Source organism: Flavobacterium daejeonense DSM 17708 (assembly GCF_000425425.1).
In the GTDB taxonomy this organism is placed as follows: Bacteria; Bacteroidota; Bacteroidia; order Flavobacteriales; family Flavobacteriaceae; genus Flavobacterium; species Flavobacterium daejeonense.
This window is the reverse complement of record NZ_AUDK01000002.1, coordinates 219,821-240,570: the sequence shown is the minus strand read 5'-3', so window position 1 is coordinate 240,570 and position 20,750 is coordinate 219,821. Positions and strand designations below refer to the sequence as shown.

Annotated in this window: 15 protein-coding genes; 8 read left to right on the top strand and 7 right to left on the bottom strand. The window is 34.4% G+C overall.

From position 1 onward, the window contains the following. Position 1: 1 nt before the first annotated feature. The gene (locus tag H599_RS0102895) at positions 2-355 is read left to right on the top strand and encodes an iron chaperone (protein ID WP_026712741.1); all 354 of its coding nucleotides are present in this window, start codon (positions 2-4) and stop codon (positions 353-355) included. Positions 356-417: 62 nt separating this feature from the next. Here the strand turns inward: H599_RS0102895 and H599_RS0102890 are convergent, their stop codons facing one another. Further along, on the bottom strand, positions 418-894 hold the full coding sequence (locus H599_RS0102890; RefSeq protein ID WP_026712740.1) for a TspO/MBR family protein: 477 nt from the start codon (positions 892-894) through the stop codon (positions 418-420). A 154-nt stretch (positions 895-1,048) separates the two neighbouring features. On the opposite strand from H599_RS0102890, the gene H599_RS0102885 reads away from it, so the two are divergent. The 7 genes from H599_RS0102885 (at position 1,049) to H599_RS0102855 (ending at position 7,382) form a co-directional block, all read left to right on the top strand. Beyond that, positions 1,049-2,143: a diphosphomevalonate/mevalonate 3,5-bisphosphate decarboxylase family protein gene (locus H599_RS0102885; protein ID WP_026712739.1), complete on the top strand. Its 1,095-nt coding sequence runs from the start codon at positions 1,049-1,051 to the stop codon at positions 2,141-2,143. 23 nt (positions 2,144-2,166) lie between these two features. Next, positions 2,167-2,385, top strand: coding sequence for a hypothetical protein (locus tag H599_RS0102880; protein WP_026712738.1), 219 nt, complete (start codon positions 2,167-2,169; stop codon positions 2,383-2,385). After that, entirely contained in the window at positions 2,386-2,586 is a 201-nt protein-coding gene (locus H599_RS19115; protein WP_051590616.1) for a type II toxin-antitoxin system RelE/ParE family toxin, read from the top strand. Positions 2,587-2,691: 105 nt separating this feature from the next. Beyond that, positions 2,692-3,630 (top strand): mevalonate kinase family protein, encoded by a 939-nt coding sequence (locus H599_RS0102870; protein WP_026712737.1) that lies wholly within the window; start codon positions 2,692-2,694, stop codon positions 3,628-3,630. Between the two features lie 202 nt (positions 3,631-3,832). Then, on the top strand, positions 3,833-5,269 hold the full coding sequence (locus H599_RS0102865; RefSeq protein WP_026712736.1) for a sensor histidine kinase: 1,437 nt from the start codon (positions 3,833-3,835) through the stop codon (positions 5,267-5,269). Between the two features lie 133 nt (positions 5,270-5,402). Further along, positions 5,403-6,359: a geranylgeranylglycerol-phosphate geranylgeranyltransferase gene (locus tag H599_RS0102860; protein WP_026712735.1), complete on the top strand. Its 957-nt coding sequence runs from the start codon at positions 5,403-5,405 to the stop codon at positions 6,357-6,359. 114 nt (positions 6,360-6,473) lie between these two features. Beyond that, positions 6,474-7,382, top strand: a complete 909-nt coding sequence (locus H599_RS0102855; protein WP_026712734.1) for a pseudouridine synthase — start codon at positions 6,474-6,476, stop codon at positions 7,380-7,382. Positions 7,383-7,558: 176 nt separating this feature from the next. Here H599_RS0102855 and H599_RS0102850 read toward each other — a convergent pair whose 3' ends face one another. Genes H599_RS0102850 through H599_RS0102825 form a run of 6 tightly spaced genes read right to left on the bottom strand, consistent with a single transcriptional unit; the run spans position 7,559 to position 20,750 of the window. After that, complete coding sequence (locus H599_RS0102850; RefSeq protein ID WP_035141071.1) at positions 7,559-9,307, bottom strand: RagB/SusD family nutrient uptake outer membrane protein; 1,749 nt, start codon at positions 9,305-9,307, stop codon at positions 7,559-7,561. Between the two features lie 27 nt (positions 9,308-9,334). Continuing rightward, positions 9,335-12,520, bottom strand: coding sequence for a SusC/RagA family TonB-linked outer membrane protein (locus H599_RS0102845; RefSeq protein WP_026712732.1), 3,186 nt, complete (start codon positions 12,518-12,520; stop codon positions 9,335-9,337). 20 nt (positions 12,521-12,540) lie between these two features. After that, complete coding sequence (locus H599_RS0102840) at positions 12,541-14,043, bottom strand: fasciclin domain-containing protein (RefSeq protein WP_026712731.1); 1,503 nt, start codon at positions 14,041-14,043, stop codon at positions 12,541-12,543. Positions 14,044-14,082: 39 nt separating this feature from the next. Continuing rightward, positions 14,083-15,921, bottom strand: a complete 1,839-nt coding sequence (locus H599_RS19110) for a fasciclin domain-containing protein (protein ID WP_081810493.1) — start codon at positions 15,919-15,921, stop codon at positions 14,083-14,085. 15 nt (positions 15,922-15,936) lie between these two features. Continuing rightward, positions 15,937-17,457 (bottom strand): RagB/SusD family nutrient uptake outer membrane protein, encoded by a 1,521-nt coding sequence (locus H599_RS0102830; RefSeq protein WP_026712730.1) that lies wholly within the window; start codon positions 17,455-17,457, stop codon positions 15,937-15,939. Between the two features lie 17 nt (positions 17,458-17,474). Beyond that, entirely contained in the window at positions 17,475-20,750 is a 3,276-nt protein-coding gene (locus H599_RS0102825; RefSeq protein WP_026712729.1) for a SusC/RagA family TonB-linked outer membrane protein, read from the bottom strand.

Below are 20,750 nucleotides of genomic sequence, written 5' to 3'. Positions count from 1 at the left end.
AATGGAAACAATTGAACAATATATAGCGGCGCTTCCCGCAGAAATTCAAGTAATTGCAGAACAAATAAGGCAAATAATTAAAAAAGAAGCTCCCGATTGTCAGGAAAATATCGCCTACGGCATGCCCGCCTACAAAACTTTTGGAAAACCTTTGGTGTATTTTGCCGCTTATAAAAACCACATTGGCCTATATGCTACTCCTTCGGGACACAACCATTTTTCAAAGGAATTAGCCAACTACAAACAAGGGAAAGGTTCAGTTCAGTTTCCACTCAACTCCCCTGTTCCTTATGAACTCATTCAACAAATAGTAGCTTTTCGTGTCAAAGAAAACGAAACTAAATACAGGAAATAATTACTCCGTTTAACCTACAGAAATTTGAATTTTGTATTGAAATTGTCATTGCTATTGATTTTTTATCGGTTCAACCACCAAATAGCAGCATTCAAAACTGCCGCAAAACTCACCCAAGCCAAATAAGGAATGAACAGATAACCCGAAATTTTATTGATTTTAAAAAATTGTAAATAAGTTTCATAAATCATCAACCACAAAAGAATAATTTCCAATCCCGCTAACATCGGATTGTGCAAACCAAAAAACAAATACGACCAAAGTGCATTTAAAGCCAACTGAACTGCAAAAACAATCAAAGCTTTTTTGACGATTTCTTTTTCAAAATCTATTCGGTTCCAAACCAATCCGGCAGCTACTCCCATCATAATATACAACAGCGTCCAAACCGGAGCAAAAACCCAATTGGGCGGATTAAAACTTGGTTTTATCAAAGTGGGATACCAATCTACAATTGCTGAACGGGTTACAATTCCGGAAAAATAACCAACAGCCAGACAAGTGACCACAACCGTGAGGATTTTTGTAATTTTATTCATTATCGAAATTATTTTTGACAAAAATAAGAAAACAGAACACTTTTCAGCCTACACAACATTATTTTAAAAACACTAATTATTTCGGAGTAAACGAGCAAAAAATCTGCGAATCTGCGGTTAGAAAAAAGTATCTTTGCGACAAATTTTAGCAAAAATGTTTACAGCAAACGATTTTATTCCTTCGTCTTATTCACAAACCATCGAAAAAGGTTCTTTTGAATGGAGCGCACCCAGCAACATCGCGCTGGTGAAATATTGGGGAAAAAAGGCAAACCAAATTCCTGCCAATCCATCGGTGAGTTTTACTTTGAAAAACTGTAAAACCATTACCAATTTAGTTTTTACTAAAAAAAACAATTCTGAGAATTTCTCCTTTGACTTGTTATTTGAAGGAAAACCCAAAGAAGATTTCAAACCTAAAATTCAGAAATTCTTTGAAAGAATTGAAAAATATTTACCGTTTTTAAAAGACTATTATTTTACGATTGATACACAAAACACCTTTCCGCATAGTTCTGGTATCGCATCTTCAGCTTCGGGAATGGCAGCTTTAGCAATGAATTTAATGAGTTTGGAAAAAGCTTTAAACCCTGAAATGAGCGAAGACTATTTTTATCAAAAAGCTTCTTTTTTGGCGCGTTTGGGTTCCGGCAGCGCTTGTCGAAGTGTAAAAGGTAAAATTGTTGCCTGGGGAAGTCACGTTAATATTGAAGGAAGTTCGGATGAATTCGGTCTTGAATTCCCGTATTCGATTCACAAAAATTTCAAAAATTATCAGGATACTATTTTATTGGTTGACAAAGGCGAAAAGCAGGTTTCCAGCACTGTTGGTCATGATTTAATGCACAACCATCCTTTTGCCGAAAGGCGATTTGCGCAAGCGCATGAAAACTTAGATAAATTAATAAACATTTTCGAAAACGGAAATCTGGAAGCATTTATCGAAATTGTAGAAAGCGAAGCTTTGACGCTGCATGCTATGATGATGACTTCGACGCCTTATTTTATCCTGATGAAACCTAATACTCTGGAAATCATTAATGCGATTTGGAAATTCCGAAAAGCAACCCAAATTCCGGTTTGTTTTACACTGGATGCGGGAGCTAACGTACATGTTTTGTATCCTGAAAATGTAAAAGACGAAGTGTTGCAATTTATTCAGGACGAATTAGTTGGCTATTGTCAAAATGCGCAGTACATTTGTGACGAAATTGGAGAAGGTGCTACTAAAATCAATTCATTTATTTAGTATCTTTAATGAAAATTTAGATTATGGATATTCAATTAGAAAAATTAGAACTAATAAAATTATTGGCTGAAACCAATGATGAGTCTATTATTCGGTCTATCAAATCTATTTTCAACAAGAAACAAAAAGATTTTTGGAACGATTTAACAGAGGAACAACAAAATATATTAAATGAATCTTTTGAAGAATATGAAAAAGGAAATTTTTCTTCATTTGACGAATTCATAAAACCACATCTTTAGATGATAAGGGAAGTTGTAATTACTCCCAGGGCAAAGAGAGAAATCAAAAATATTTTTGATTTTATAGAAGCAAAATGGAATATTGAAGTAAAAAGAAAACTTTCAAATAAAATAAATACTTGTATAAAATTAATCATTAAAACCCCTGAGTTATTTCCAATTTCAAATTCTAATAAAAAAAATAAGAAAAGTAGTAATTAGCAAACAAACAAGTTTGTTTTATCATTTCAATCAAAAACACATTGTTATTGTAGCTGTTTTTGACAGCAGACAAAACCCAAATAAACTAAAAGATTTAAAATAAATATGAAAGGACCTTTATTTTATTCAAAAATATTACTCTTTGGTGAATACGGAATTATCCGTGATTCGAAAGGGCTTTCTATTCCGTATAATTTTTATAACGGAGCCTTGAAAAAAAATGAAAATCCTTCGGCAGAGGCTTTAGCTTCGAACGCCAGTTTAAAGCGTTTTGCTGATTATTTAGAAAAATTGGAAAACGAAAAAACCAATTTGGTTTCTTTTGATTTACCATCTTTAAAAAACGACATTGATACGGGAATGTATTTTGATTCCAGTATCCCGCAGGGTTACGGAGTTGGAAGCAGCGGTGCTTTGGTTGCTGCTATTTACGACAAATATGCGTTAAACAAAATCACCGTTTTAGAGAATTTAACCCGTGAAAAACTGTTACAGCTTAAAAATATATTTGGACAAATGGAGAGTTTTTTCCACGGAAAAAGTTCCGGTTTAGATCCATTGAACAGTTATTTGAGTATTCCGATTTTGATAAACTCTAAAGACCATATCGAAGCAACAGGAATTCCTACCCAAAGCTTCGATGGCAAAGCCGCAGTTTTCCTTCTAGATTCCGGAATTATTGGCGAAACAGCCCCAATGATTAACATTTTTATGGAAAACCTGAAAGACAGAGGGTTCCGTGCCATGTTAAAAAATCAGTTTGTTAAATATACCGATGCCTGTGTGGAAAACTTCCTGGGTGGCGACATGAAATCATTGTTCAGCAATACCAAAAAATTGTCCCGTGTGGTTTTGAATCATTTCAAGCCAATGATTCCGGAGCAGTTTCATGAAATTTGGCAAAAAGGAATCGAAACTAATGATTACTATTTAAAACTTTGCGGTTCCGGAGGCGGTGGTTACATCCTTGGTTTTACCGAAGATTTAGAACGTGCCAAAGCTTCTCTAAAAGATTATAAACTGGAAGTTGTTTATCAGTTTTAAAAAAAAACTCCATTCTGACACCAATAAAGCATTAAACAACTGATGCTTTATTGGTGTTTTCATTTAACTAAGGAAAAAAATCTCCACTCCAATCAATAGTTTTTATTTTACTAAACAGATTGATAAATTCTTACATTTCAATCAAAAAAACGATGTATCTTTAAGTTACAGTTTTCATTTGTTAAACTAAAATAAAAACGATATGCTTAACAATACGCTCCTCAAAAAAATTAAGCTAGGCAATGTTTTCATTCCGTTACTAATCGTTACTCTTTCCTGCACTTTACTAATAATAAGTAATTATTTTACCATAAAAATTCTGTCAGCTTCCAGAGCCTATATTAATGGAGAATCACATTATTCCAAAGGGCAAAATAATGCTACACGTCACTTAACCACTTATCTTTTTACCAAAGATGTTGCCGAATGGAAATCTTTCAATAAAGAACTGAATGTTCCTTATGGAGACCAAATTGCCCGAATGGGTTTACTCAACAATGCACCAATAGAAACAGTGGAAGCCGGCCTTAAAGCAGGACGAAACAATCCTAAAGACTTTGATGACTTAATTTGGCTTTTTAAAAATTTCAAATCGGTTTCTTTTTTTGAAAAAGCAATAAAAGAATGGGAAAAAGGAGATTTATTAATTGATGAATTAAACCTTTTAGGACAGGAAGTACATCAAAAAACAACCACAAACAGTTTAAGTAGTACTGACCAACAAAACATTCTAAAAAAAATTAGCCGATTAAGCATTAAAATTAATCAACATGAAAGAGCTTTTTCGGAAAAACTGAGTTCAGGCTCACGCGCTATCAAAAGCCTTCTTTTAATAATCAATATTTTTTTTTTACTAATTATTATTGGAAGTGTCAGTATTTATTATCTGGTAATTGTTAACCGACTGAAACGTTCCAAAACAGAGACGGAGGAAACTAACAAAAATCTGACTATCGTCAACACCGAACTGGACAAATTTGTGTACAGTGCCTCACATGATTTAAGATCGCCAATTTCTTCGTTAAAAGGATTAATCGAAATCATGAATACCGAAAACAACATTACTCAATTGCGGGCATATTTGGCGCTTATGAATCAAAATCTGGATAAACAAGACCAATTTATAAAAGACATCATTAATTATTCCAGAAACAAAAAAGCCAAAATGGCTATATCCAATGTAAGTCTAGTGCAAATAATAGAAGACGCAATCAGCTTAAATCAATACAGACAGGAAACACAGCAAATAAAAATTAACAAAACACTGCATATTGACAACATTCTTAGCGATGAATTGAAACTAAAAACCATCATCAACAATTTACTGACGAATGCTATCAAATATTCGGATAGCGGAAAAGAAAATCGTTATATAACCATCAACACTTATGAAGACTATCAGAGTAATAAAATTGTAATTTCTGATAACGGTATTGGAATAAAACCGGAATACCAACATAAAATATTTGATATGTTTTTTGTGACCAATAATAGCAACAAAGGCACCGGTTTGGGACTTTATCTGGTAAAAGACGCTATCAAAGCACTTAACGGAACTATCGAAATTTCTTCAAAAATTGACATTGGTACAAAATTCACCATAAATTTGCCTAAAAAATACGATTCTCTCATCTCGTAATCCCAATAATGGAACTCATAATTATTAGTTATTTTATTCAATTGAAGTGTATTTTAAAAAACAAACCCTTAAATTTGATTTAAAAATTACTCTTTCGGTAAATCACAACAAATCAATTGACTAAAAAACAGTAATGTTTAGTAGAAAAAACAGACTCTTAGCGTTAAAAATTATCAGTTTGTTCTCTGTGGTCAGAGGCTACAATATTCCAATTATCATTCTGGCGCAATACTTATCGGCTATATTTATTCTGGCTCCCGAAATAAGGGCTTTGGATATTTTACTGGATTTCAATCTGTTTTTAATTGTTTTTACTTCCTCGTTAACTATTGCTTCGGGCTACATCATCAATAACTTTTACGACAGTAAAAAAGACTTAATCAATCGTCCTAATAAATCGATGCTGGATCGTTTGGTCAGCCAGTCAACCAAACTTAAAGTTTATTTTAGCCTAAATTTTATTGTAGCTATCATTGCCTGGTTTATTTCCTGGCGGGCTTTATTATTTTTTTCTGTGTATATTTTTTTGATTTGGTTTTATTCCCATAAAATCAAAAGATACCCTTTAATTGGAAATCTGATGGCCGCATTAATGGCAGTGTTGCCTTTTTTTGCCATTTTGCTGTATTATTACACGAAACTGCCTTTGTACGAAATCGAAAGTTACAAAAGCCAGTTCATGGTTATTTTTGCCCACGCCACATTTTTATTTTTATTGTTACTCATCAGAGAGATGATTAAAGATTTAGAAAATATTAAAGGTGATATTGCTGACAATTACCAAACCATTCCGGTACTTTACGGCGAGCAGAATTCTAAAAAAATAATTACTTTATTAACCTTTTTAACATTATTCCCCATTTACATTTTAATCGAAATTTACGATGTAGGCTACATGGACATCTATTTTTATTCCAGCCTGATCATCCTGATTTTTTTCCTGATGTATTTATGGAAATCCTCAACTAAAATCCAGTTCTTAATCCTTCATAACGTTTTGAAATTTCTAATCGTATCAGGAGTTTTTTGTATCGTATTGATTGACCCGAATGTTTTATGGCATGGTAAAAAATTACTGTTGTCGTTTTAGAAAAAGTCATAATTAACAAAAATCACTTTTTCTAAACACACTTTCAGTTTTATAATTTCCTTTTATCACTTAGCAATCATATAAATACTATCTTTGCAAAAATTATCTACGATTATGAATAATAAGGAAGGCAATAATAAAAGAGGTGGTTCCAGACCAAATAGTTCCAGACCAAGCTCTAACAAGCCGAAAGCTGCGTTGCCAAAAAGAGCACAAAGCCCTAAAAAAGCAAAACCACATACAAAAGCTACTGAAGTTTCTTCAAATAAAGTTGAGAAAAAACCAAATCCAACTGCCAAAAGACCTAAAGCAAAAGACGAAATTCGTTTAAACAAATACATCTCAAATTCGGGAGTTTGTTCCCGTCGCGATGCCGATATTTACATCCAGTCAGGAAATGTAAAAGTCAATGGTGTTCCGGTAACCGAAATGGGTTATTTAGTAAAACCAGGCGATGTTGTAAACTTTGACGGAGTAACCTTAACCCCTGAAAAGAAAGTATATATCTTATTGAACAAACCTAAAAACTTCACCACTGCTCTTGACGAAGGTCAGGAATACCGCAATGTGTTAGAATTAGTAAAAGGCTCTACCACTTCTAAAATTGCAGCTGTGGGAAGAATGGACAAAAACACAACCGGTCTTTTATTGTTCACGAATGACACCGATTTGATTCGTAAATTTTCGCTTCCTAATCAAAAATCATCCAAAATATACCAGGTTTCTTTAGATAAAAATCTAAAATTTGAAGATTTGGAAAAAATCAGCAAAGGTTTGTTTATTGACGGACACCGTGTTTTTGTAGAAGAAGTAAGCTACATTGAAGGAGAAGCCAAAAGCGAAATTGGACTTAAACTAAAAACGACTAACATCAAAGTAGTGCGTAACATTTTTGAACATTTAGATTATGATGTTTTAAGAGTAGATCGCGTTGCCTTTGCCGGATTGACCAAAAAGAATTTACCACGCGGTAACTGGAGACTCCTTACCGATCAGGAAATCATTAATATCAAGAACGCTTAAGTTTTTACCTGAATAAAATCTCAAAGCCGCTTTAGAATTGAATTCTAAAGCGGCTTTGAGATTTTTTTTGGGTGGTGATGTGGTAAAAAAGAGTTGGTAAAAATGCGGTAGGACAATAAAAAAACCGCCCTAATGTATCAAGGACGGCTTTTCACTACAATATTCAATTATTTAAACTACCAGTTAAAAGGCAGGTACCAGTTATCTGGATTCATTAATTTAGCTTTTACATTTTCAGCTTCAGCATTACCTTCTTTACTTAACTTATCGTAAATTTTATTCGCTAAGTAAGAAGGGTCATTTCTACGTCTTGCAATACGCACTAAATCTTCCCATCGGTTTCCTTCATAAGCCAATTCTAATGCTGCCTCATCAATAAGATTATTTTCTATAGAAATCAAACTATCACCTACAACTTCTTTTCTTAGTAAATTTGCTCTACCTCTAACTCCTAATGAAGCACGATACCAATCATCTCTGTAATAAGGAAATTGACCTTCACGACATTTAAAATCATAAGGAAATGGCTTATGAGTTTGCATCTCATTCGTAACATCATCTGAACCAGTATTTAGACCTGGACGAGTAAAAGCTCCTCTAATTCCACCTCTATTATATATACCATCAGCAATTCTATGCTCATTATCCCTATTAGCCGCTTCAGCATATCGCAAATGTAACTTAGCAGCACGATATAAAAACCAATCTCCTTCTGTCTTAAAAGGATCGCCAGCCGATTCATATTTATAAAGATACTTCATGATAACCGGCTCACCACCTACCATTTTATAAGTGTATTTAGGACCGCGGGCATCATAAGGGAAACCATTAGTCTGAGTTTCTGAATTCCATCTATCCATAGCACTTTGTGATGGTTTTGCCTGATAATCTCCTGAATTTTTAGAGAAAAACGAAATAAAAGGATTAGCAGGAGCAAATTCACTATCAAAAGGAAGAGACCAAATCCATTCATAAGTCCACTGTGCATCTACAGGTCTCGAAAAAATAGACCTCCATCCCTCAGTATCAGAATTTAACAAGCCATTAGTATCTAATTCACGCCCACTTATATAACTAACCATTATATTCGCAGCAGACCAACTTAAACGGTATTTATCAAACAAATATGCTGAAGATGCAGCACCGGTGGAAGTTTCCAACACTTTCTTATAGTAAGAAGCCGCCATAAGATAATCTCCTTTCCACAAGTTCAAATCACCTAAAAGACATTCTTTATTAATAAAAAAATATTCCGTACTGTATCCATCAACAGAGGTTCTCAAATTAGTGCCTTCAGGATAAGGTTTTTTGAAAGGTAAATTCTCCGTAAAATCAACCAAATTTTCAATTAATTGATTAAATGAAATTCTTGGATATTTAGAAATATTTTTAACATCATCAATATTTTCAATAGGATCTGTTATATAAGGAACACTGCCGTATTGAATTCCTAACTGCAAATACACCCAGGAACGAATACATCCAATATCCGAATAACGTTGATTGTACTCTTCCTGCTTAAATCTTTTTTCAGCAAGCATAATATCGAAATTCTTTAAAGCATCATTACAATTAAGAATCAATTCATAAAAATCCTTAGGACTAACATAAGGATTATCAGCGGTTTCATTATGCTCTGATAATTGTTTCAAATAAGGGCTGGAATTAGCAGTAGTCGTCATCAAATCGGCACGCATTTCATTCAAAATAACGTATTTTTTAGCTAATCCCATAAATTTCCCATAAATCCCTATTACGGCCGCATCGGCATCATTAACATTACGATACATCTGCTCCTCTGCTAACTTATCTTCCGGTTGAACATCCAAAAAATCCTGACAGGAACCAAGGCTTAACAGTAGTGTCATTGCTGACACCACTGATATAATTCCCTTAGTAGTTTTTGTTTTAATTGTTGTTATCATCTGTAAATTGTTTCTTGAATTAAAAAATTATAGTCCTAAACGTAATCCTAACTGAAGTGTTCTGAACTGTGGAGCTAAACCAATATCTGTTCCCTGTCCAAAAATTGATGAAGTAGGACTAAACTCAGGGTCATAACCTAAATACTTCGTAAAAGTTAGCAGGTTATTAGCCGTTGCATAAAGTTTAATATACTTAACATAATTAGCATCATTCACTTTAAAATCATAACCTAAAACTAAGGTTTTTAGTCTTAAGTAAGAACCGTCTTCAATCCAACGACTTGAGAAATCTGCATTCCCCATTGGATCTCCCCAGGTTGCTCTAGGAATATCCGTTTGTTGACCTTCGGCTCTCCATCGATTAGCTACAGCAACAGTTTGATTTTCGTAACCACTCATTTTCTCTAAATTATTACGTAACCCATTGTAGATATCATTTCCTACTGAGAAATTAAACAGAGCCTGTAAACTAAAACGCTTATAAGTAAAATTAGCCGAAACATTACCTGTTAAATCCGGATTTGGATTTCCAATTACCATGCGGTCATTTTCGTCGATAATATTATTACCATCAACATCTGCATAATGCATATCCCCTGCCCCAAATGGAACTAAATTACCGTTTTCCAAACGCTTATTTAAACCTGCAGCATTTGCCTCTGCAGTAGTACTAAACACACCCAAAGATTTCAAGCCATAGAATAAATTAGCATCCTTACCCACTGAAGTCAAATAAGTAGCACCAGCAAACTGAGTCAAGATATCACCATCAGGTAAGCCTTGTATTTCATTTTTATAACGACTCAGATTAATACCCAAATCAAAAGTAAAATCAGTAGATTTGATAACACGGGCATTCAATGCTAATTCAGCACCGGTAGTACGCATTGCTCCACTATTAACAGGCATATAATCAAAACCTGTTGCATTTGGGATTGATTTATAAACAATCATATTACGAGTCCTGTTAGTAAAATAATCCATGGAAGCATTTAATCTTTCGTTAAAAATCCCAAAATCGACACCTACATTAAATTTCTTTACCGTTTCCCATTCTAAGTCTGGATTTGCAATATTGCCTCTTACTAAACCTTGCATTCCAAGAAAATTTTGAGACACATAATATTGTTGAGCTGCAAAATTCCCTATATCATCATTTCCACTGTAACCATAACTAGCTCTCAATTTTAAATAATCAACAGCCTTCATATTTTTCATAAATCCTTCTGAAGAAACCATCCAGGCTCCTGACAATGAGGACATCAAAGCATATTTATTAGCTCCATTCATTTTATCTCCAAAACGGCTGGAACCATCTACAGCATAATTAGTAGTCAGGAAATATTTATTACGATAATTATAATCAGCATTAGCATAAATATTCATCCAATTCCACTCATTTAAAGCACCACCAATCTGACGCAACAAGCTAGAACTAGCTCCTACAGTAGTAAAATCATCTGTTGATGAATTATAACCTAAACCTAAATCACTTTCCGATTTATTACTTTGGGTTCGAACCCCAAAACGGGCATTAAAATTATGATCATTATTGATATGCTTCATATAATTAGCATAAGTATCGGTATAAATACTTTTGTAAACCTGAACCTCACTACCGGATTGATTAGTGCCAATAGCTGTTGGTAAAACAAAAGAAGCTATACCATAGTCCGGAATAAAGAAAGTTTTTCTCTCTTTATTATAAGTCAAACCTAAAATGGTGTTGATATCCCAATCTTTATTTAAGGCATAAGTAAATTTCAAATCACCAAAGAAACGATAGTTCTTATTCAATCCAAAACCATTTTGTAAAATAGCATTAGGATTTCCAATGTTAAAATAATCTACATCCGCTAAATTAGGAGAAACCTCACCGACATCATCAACTAATTGCTTAGCAAGCAAAGGCGATTTTGTCAAGGATAAATATAACGGGCTTGTAAAAGAAGCTCCCTGATTCCACTGATCCTGCTGATTTTGAACAAAAGACAAATTAGCATCTACAGTTAATTTATTAGTCAATTTTAATGCAGCATTCAAACGGGTACTGTAACGCTTACTCTCTGTTTTATCGATAGTACCTTTACTATCCAAATAACCTACCGACAATCCGAATTTTGCAATATCATCTCCACCACGAATCTTAACATAATAATTTTGATTTACGCTGGATTTCAAGACTTCATTCTGCCAATTCGTATTATTATGATAAGTATAATAGCCGGTTGATCCTACCTCATCATTCATATAGGGCAAAGCAGCAATTTGCGACTGTGTCAAACCTCTACTTGCTTCTAATTGTGACATATAAGTACGATACCCATTAGCTCCCAATAATGGTAATTGATCCGGAGTCTGATTCACTCCGCCATACATCGTAAAATCAATTTTAGTAGTCAACTCTGTTGGGCGTATTGTAGTAATCTTGATCACTCCATTAGCTCCTTTAGTTCCATATAATGAAGATCCGTCTTTAATTACGGTAATATCTTCAATATCTTTTACATCAATATTAGCTAATGGTGATGAAGAAGTATTTTGAATAATTCCTGAACCATAATCCTCATCATCATAGATCATCCCATCTACAACAATCAATGGTTTATTAGTTCCATACAAGGAGGTCATTCCACGAAGTGATAAATAACTACCTGCACCAGGGGTTCCGGAATTACGCACTGTATTTAAACCTGCTACTTTTCCCTGAAGAAAACCTCCTACGGCCTCGTTAAGCGGATTAGACCATTGGTCTTTATCAAAATCAACTACGGTGGCAGCATGGGTATTGTTGTATTGCATTTTAGAACCCTGTGCCATATCTGCAATTTGGTAAGCAGCTGCATAATTTGGCTCACTTAAATAAATTCCAATTCCGTCTTTCTGATTACGCAAAGGATGAACTTCAGTTTGGTAATTTTCCCCACTAATTTTAAGTAAAGCTTCCAAATTAGGTACTTTAATTTCAAAACTTCCATCATCATTGGTAATTGCTGAAGAGAACCCTTCTACAGCAACATTGATTCCGGATAAGGCTTTATTAGTGGCAGCACTTTTAACCACCCCTTTTACCAAAATCCCTTTTGTTTTATTATTTATAGTTGTATTTGCTGTAGTTTTTGGCTTTTGAGTTTCCTGCGCATACATTGGTACATAAAGACCACCGGCAAAAAAAAGACTCGCTAAGCAGCTTATTTTTATATTTTTTAGCATAACTAATTTTTTATAGTATATTATGGTATAGGTTTAACTTGAGGAACAAATTTCAAATAATCCAATGTAAGTGAGTTATTTCCGTTAGTTGTATTATCTGCAGCAATTAAGGATATTAAATCTAAATTACGTGCCGTATCTAATGTAAACTCACCAATATAAACTTCAGTATAAACATTTGGTTGAACAGCTACAGGATCAAAATGTTCAACTAAATCAGAAACTGTTCTTGTATCTCCCTCAAACTTAAATTTCCCGGCTACTCTTAAACTTTGATTGATAACATTAGTCTGAAAATCATTGATTGCTCTCCAATACACTTTATAAGTTGTACTGTACAAATCTTTTGCATTATAATCAAGCATAAATCTCCCAGTACCTGGATTAGTCACAATTACATCATAAAATAATGTTGGTTCTGGATAAAAAGCTAATGAATTATCCTTCTTATCACGATATTTAATTGCACTTCGAGGACCATTAATAAAACTAATATTTTTTTCTCCTTCAATCTGTCTTGTTAATAAACGACTGCTAAGAGGTACTTCCACCTGATCCATAATGTAAACAATTCCGTTACTTAAATGAATTTCTTCAACAATTTTAGTTTGATCAATTGGCACTTCCACTCCAAATTGCGACACTAAGGAAGCCGGTAATTCACTCTTTTTATATTTTTTGGCAAAAGCCAAATCTCTCAAAGTAAAATAACCCGCATATATCGCTGTAGAATCTACCGTAACATCATTAGATACTTTTATAGTATAAGGTTTCATCTTATTAACTTCTGTAGAATAACCAGCATCTTTCATTAAGAAAAGCGTATAATTATTTCTTTCATTATTCAAATTATACACATTCTTTAAATAAGAATTAGTCAATGAATCGGCACGATATCCCGCACCTTCCTCTTCAGACAAAGCTTTAGCATCAATATCTGATTCATAAATACTAAACTCTTTTAAACTCAATAAATAATCCGCCATAGCCGAGGTACCTGCCTGAGAATTTACATATTCCCAAATATTTAATTTTGGGGTTAAGGCATGATCAATAATATGAAACACACCATTTGCTGCATAATGATCCGCAGTAATAATAGTAGCTCCATCTATATCAGAAGTTCCTTCAAAATCCAAATATTTATTGCTTAACATTCTTACACGAACATCTTCAGAGCGCACCGAAGAATAAGCCGTTAAAGCAATATGATTAGCTACAAATTGTTTCAATGCATCAGCATCATCCAATATAGCAGTATCTACTTCAGCCATAGCAGCATTAGTAGGAGCAAAAACGGTATAAGTCTTAGATGCAGCTAATACTTTATCGTAACCTGTTTCTTTTAATAAAGCTGCGAATTGCGAAATTTCAGAACTATTAGAAATTGCTTCTGTTAAAGTAACACTCAGGTTGGCATCGTCATTGTTTTCACGATCATCCCAAGGATTAGAACAGGAGATTACTGCCAGTGCTAAAACACCGGCAAATAATCTTTTATAGTTATTTTTTAATGATATCATTTTTTGTTGATTAGTTTGTACTTATATTCAATTATAATTTTAATAACCATTATTTCCGTTATCTCCTTTGTCAGCCTCTTCTCTGGAAATCAAATAATCTCCATTTAAATCGTTCCCACTAGAAACTCCTGGTTGACTTTTATAACCTGCTCGGAATTTTGGCCATATTTGATCCATATCTACCGGACGGAATTCCACAACATCCCATCTGTCAGCATCTCCACCACCACAACCGGAACAAGAAGTAGTAACAAATTTAATTTTATGTCTTCCGGTTGTTTCCACTTCTACAATACCTGCTAATCTGGAGTACAAACGACTAGAGTGAACATAAGGGAAGATATAACGCTTATACCCCTGAGACTCCAGCACCCTGTCTGTCAAACCACTTGTAAGATTAGCCGGATCATTTGGATACTCACGCTGATTAATAAGTCTGGAGGTTTGCACACCATTAAAAAACACCTTGGTATCAGTAGAAGCTCTAGGATTTTGACAATAAGAAACCCAAATTTTATAACGTCCTTTTATAATTACCGGAGTAGTAAACTCAATGTCATTTAATCCTCCCGAACCTACACGGAAACGGAAAACTCTGCATAGATCTCCATTAGCAGCAGTTCCATAAGGATTCCAATCTAAAGTATAACTACTACTTCCTGTCCAGATAACATCAGCCATATCTCCTTTTTTAAATCCAAAACTTAATCCTCCGTCCTTTCTGTAATTTGCGGTATTGTTTGCATATTCAGGCTGGTCACACAAATCAAAATAAACCGGAGATGGTAAACGTTTTTTAATAGAGAAATTTCCATCTACATAATGCAACACTCCATTGGAACAGGTCTCATCACTTAGTGTTCTTATCATTCCAACACCTTCTTCGAGAACACCATTGAAAACATCCTCATTCAATAAAATATCCTGCCCTTTTAATTTTGAACTAATTACTTCCAGAGGTGCTTTTGTTAAAAATACCGGAGTAGTAGCAAAATCAGCCAAATAATTTAATCCTGGTATGATACGGTATTGCACATATAAATTCAAACTGTCAGCTGGATTAGTAGGATCCGCCGGATTATTCCCAATAGGTTTACTATATCTTAATTTTAAATTCTCTATCGTATTCAAAGTTATTGTTTGTCCATTAGCAGGATTTTTCCAAGTGGTAGTATTATACACTTCATTTGTTTGCGCTAATACCGTAAGAAAGTTACTTACATTATTCTCATCCGAAGTAATAGGCTGATTTAGTTTTTCATACCATCCGGTCGCTTTTAAAACTTCTGTGAATAAAGAAAGATTTGGATCAGCTTCTATTCGCTCTGCCAAAGTTTTAGTAGCTACACGTAAAACCTGATCAATTACATGGATAATTCCATTACCTGTTTCAATATTAGAAACAACAACATTTGCTGTCTTATTGACAGTTGTACTGGAAACATTATTATTATTTGCAGCACCAGTTATCAAATATTGTCCATACATACTTGGAGTAGCCAACTTTCCGTCAGTAAATTCCGTAGTATTAATTTTTTGCTCAAGAATATGCAATTTAACCAAAGCCTGTAAATCATCTAATGGAATTTGTGATAAAGAATTTACTCCCAAATCACTCATATACTCCTGTACCGCCTCATTGGTAGGCAAAAACATCGTATAAGTCCCATAGGTATTCATAAAGGAGGCATAATTAGTAATATCCAAAATTTCTAAAAACAGGGAATAATCCGGATTAGCTCTTATAAACTCTGTAATATTTGGAGTTTCATCGGTACTTTCTTTTATTTTTTGCTCTGAACAGCTTTGAAACACCAAAGCAATCAAAAACAACAAAGTAAGTCTCCACACACTAGGTAATCTTAATAATCTTTTCATGACTTAATTTTTTTATTATTTATAAAATGGATTTTGCTCAAGAGCTTTATTGGTATAAAGTTCGTAAGTATTAATTGGTAAATAATGACTATTATAATCTCTTAATTTAGCAATAATAGACTGTTGCTGATTGGCCGGAGCAGTTTTTACCGCTAAATCAATTAATAAATTCAAACGAGCATAATTATTAGCGCGAGCAACACGCAACACATCATACCAACGTTTCCCTTCAAAAGCCAATTCTCTGGCACGTTCCGCTAAAATATAATCAATTATACCATCAGGATCTCCTGCACTTACATTCTGTTCTGTTTGAAGAAGTGCTTTACGCTTTAGTCTAAGATTTGCAATAATATCAAGTGCCTCTTGTCCCTTACCTTCTTGACCTTGTCCTTGTAATCTCGCCGAAGCTTCTGCCTGCATTAACAATACATCAGCATAACGATATACAAACCAATGCGTATCTGAATCCTGTAACGCTTTACGCTCTTCATTATTCAATCCTGTAAATTTATAGATTTCTCCAGTAGCACCAACCAATGAAGCTCTGTCACCACGAATATCCTTTGTATTTACCGGATCATCAAAATCAATTCCGAATACCTCTTCCATCACCAAAGCTCCGGCTCTAAATTGTGGTCTTTGTAAAAAGATGTTATAAAAAGGAGGCAAATTTGAACTGGTATATTGGAACTCAAAAATACTTTCCGAAGAATTTCCAACAGCAAAAACACTATTATACCAGGTTGAAGCAGAAGCTTCTATTAAAGCAAATTTTCCTGAATCCGTCACTTTTTTAGTAGCATCATAAGCTTCCTGATAGCTCTCTGTCCATAAATAAACATCTGCCAACATTGCATTAATAGCATAAGAAGTAATACGTCCTTTGTTTGAAGCATTATCTCCGTAATCTTCAACAGCATATTCATCAGCTAATTTTAAATCTTTAATTACCTGAGCAAAAACCTCTGCCTGAGTACTTACAGGAATTTGATAATTATCCTGATCAGTCAAAGTAGCTTTCAATTTAAGAGGTACATCCTTAAAAGTACGAGCCAAAGTAAAATACAAATACCCTCTTATCGCCAAAGCTTCAGAAAGAAAATGATTTAACTGCATTTGAGTTAAAGTCGGATCCTCACTACGTACAGCAGGAGCTAAATCGATTACCGTATTACAATAGTTAATGGTTCTGTAAAAAGCAGCCCAGGATGTTAATTCATTAGAAGCGATAATATTCGCATTCATAATATCTCTTTGATCCTCACTTACATTAGGACCGGCAAGCAACATATCACCCCTTAATTCTCCGTACATAAAAAGATATTCAGTCAATGTTAAATCGCTAACATCAGGTGGTGAATTCAACATTGAGGAATAAATACCTATTACAGCAGCCTGTATATCTTCTTTTGTTTTCCAAAATTCATCACGTACGATACCATTCTCAGGACGTAAATCCAGATAATTATCACAGGAACTTGCCGAAACAAACAGGATAAATAAGGCTATTATTGTTTTTATTTTAGTTTGCATAAATCAAATATTTTGTATTAAAAACGGGTTGTTAAACCAAATGTGAAACGTTTAGTAGGTGGTGTAGCTTCTCCATCGATTGCAATTCCAAAAGGATCTCCACCCTTCATACTTACTTCAGGATCCTGACCTGTGTATTTCGTAAATGTGTATAAGTTATCAGCAGTTACCCAAAAACGAAGATCTTCTAAATTTAACTTTTTCAACAATTTTTTCCCTAAATTATAACTAAGTGTTACCGAACGTAAACGACAGAAAGAAGCATCTTCAACATAGCGATCGGAACCTAACCAGTTATATCCTGAACCAAAAACAGCTCTAGGCATATCAGTCACGTCACCAGGATTACGCCATCTTGATAAGACAGCTGTACTTTGATTACTCCATCCGTACATATTAGTCGTATTCATTTCAGTGCCATTTACAATATCATAATTCAAACGATAGGTAAAATACATCAACAATTTAAATTTATCATAACTTATTGAGGGACCAAAACCTCCGGCTAATTTAGGATTACTGTTTCCTAAATATACCACATCACGACTGTCTATATTACCATCTTTATTAATGTCTTCATAAATTGCATCTCCTGGTTGGAATGTATAATCAACTGCGGGGTAATTAAAACGCATAAACACTTCCTGACCATTTGGTCCTATAATAACGTTTCCGGCAGCATCTCTGGCTTTTGTAGCTTCTAAATCAGTATAAACTCCTTTGAAACGATATCCGTAAAAAGAACCAAATGGATTATCTACCTGAAGAAAACGTTTAAACTGCCCATTTCTGTCCGTATTTCCACTCTCACTTGGGTAAAACTCTGATATCTCTTTAATTATGTTCTGATTAGCAGAAATATTAAAATTAAAATCTACTCTCCATTTTTTTGATTTATAAGGAGTACTGTTTAAACCAATCTCCCATCCCTGATTTTGCATACTACCAACATTTTGATCAGAAATACTAGAATAACCGGAAACCGAACTAATATCAAGATCTCTAAACAACATATCTTTAGTTGTATTACGATAAATCTCAGCATCTATAGACAAACGCTTATTAAACATTTGCAAGTTAAAACCTAAGTTAGTACCTATTAATTTTTCCCATCGTAAATTACTTAACTCCATATTACCGGGAACAACTCCGTTTAGTCCTAAATATTGAGTATTGTAATTATCATATACATTAAAAAAACGATAATCATAACGCGGTGCTCTACCGGAATGACCATAACTCAAACGCATACTTAAATCATCAATACTGGTAAATTTTTCCATAAATTTCTCTCCTGAAATTCTCCAACGGGTAGAAATAGATGGAAACAATCCATATCGGTTATTAGCAGCAAATTTTGAATTCCCATCGCCACGTAAACCTACGTTAACAATATAACGATCTAACAATCCATATTGTAAGCTTACTAAAGCACCTACATCTCTTGATTGTCCATTTCCGTTTGACAAAGCAGTTCCTGAACCAGATGTCCTTCCGGGAACAGAAGGATCAGTCAATAAAGAAGAAGCAGTATTAGTTGTCATTACATAATGGCTAGAGCCACGATAATCATTAGACTGCAAAGACAATAAGGCCTGTAAGGTCTGATTCTTTCCAATACTTGGTGTATAAACAAAATTAGTTTTTGTTGTAATACCAACACCATCAGAATCCGAGTCTCCCGCTCTGTTCACCACTGATTCTGTAAATGGCCTACCGGTTGCACTCTGAGGTAAAAAGTTGTGTACTTTTAATCCTCTGAAATCAAATTGTATGTCAAAAGTCGAAATTAATCTATCTGGAATAAGATCCACTTTTACATTAAAGTGAGGCACAATACGGTCTTCCGTTTGGGTATTTAAAGCATACTCGCCCATGGCTACCGGGTTATAAGTCCCTGAATAGGTTCCCTGTACATTGGCAGCCGGAGTAAAATAATTAGGTGTTAAATTGCCCATCTCATCATATTCATAAATACTCATATTAGGCATTTTAGTATAAGCGACCCCTCTTAATCGGTCTCTATCTGTAGTACCATAACTATTTACATAATTACGTAAGGTTTCCGAATGGGTATAAGCAATATCTGTTCGAAAACGAATACGATCTGATACTACGTAATCTAAATTCAAACGGGCATTCAATCTCTCTAAACCAGTTCCAATAGTAACTCCTCTACCTTTATAATACCCCACAGAAGTAAAATACCTTGCTTTTTCTCCTCCTCCTTGTAAAGAAAGGTTATGATCTCCTGTTAAAGCAGTTTGCGTAATAGCATCTATCCAATTGGTATTTTGGCTGTAATTTTTATAATAATATACATCTTGTGGATCGTATTGAAACTCTTTAACCGTAAGTGTATTCAAAGGCACTCCGTTTCTGTTCATATATGCCTCCGGAATCAACTGTGAATATTGATCTCCTGTTAACATTGGAATCGTTGGAGGTAACTTTGAATAGGTTCCTCTAAAGCTATACGAAATTTTTGGTGCACTTACAGCTCCACGTTTGGTAGTAATCAACAACACCCCACTGGCAGCACGAGCTCCCCAAACTGCCGTTGCAGCAGCATCTTTCAAAATGGTAATCGTTTCAATATCTGAAGGAGCAATGTTCAATAAAGCCGCATAACCTTGCTCATCAGCCGAACCAAAATTAAAATCATCCGGAACAGATGTTTCATAAGGCATTCCATCCACCACAATTAATGGATCAGAAGAACCTGTAATAGAAGAGGTTCCACGAATACGGATTTGCATCCCAGCTCCCGGATCACCACTATTCGCAACGATATCAACACCTGGCATACGCCCTTGTAAAGCCTCATCAATAGAAGCTGCCTGCGTATTCTCTAAATCTGCAGCGTTAATAGAAACCGCAGCGGTAGTACGGTTACGATCGGCAATACTCATCAAACCATTATCAGACATTTTTTCTGATCTTACCACAATTTCTTTTAATTGTTCCGTACTGGATACTAAGGAAATTTTAATAGAAGCTTTTCCATTAATAGATACCGTTTTCGTTTTATAACCGATAGTTGATATTTGTAATTTATTATTTGGGTTTTTTACACGAATAGCAAAGTTTCCATCAAAATCGGTCACAACACCTCCTACGGTTCTATTGTCTGAATCTTGTTCAGCAATCGTTGCCCCTGGAATCGTTTGATTGTCAGCTGCATCAATTACCTGACCACGAACCAACAAAGTTGTTTGCTGCTGTTGCGCAATTACCGGTAAGGCTGCCAAAAATAATATAGCAAATGTAATTTTATAAATATATTGTTTCAT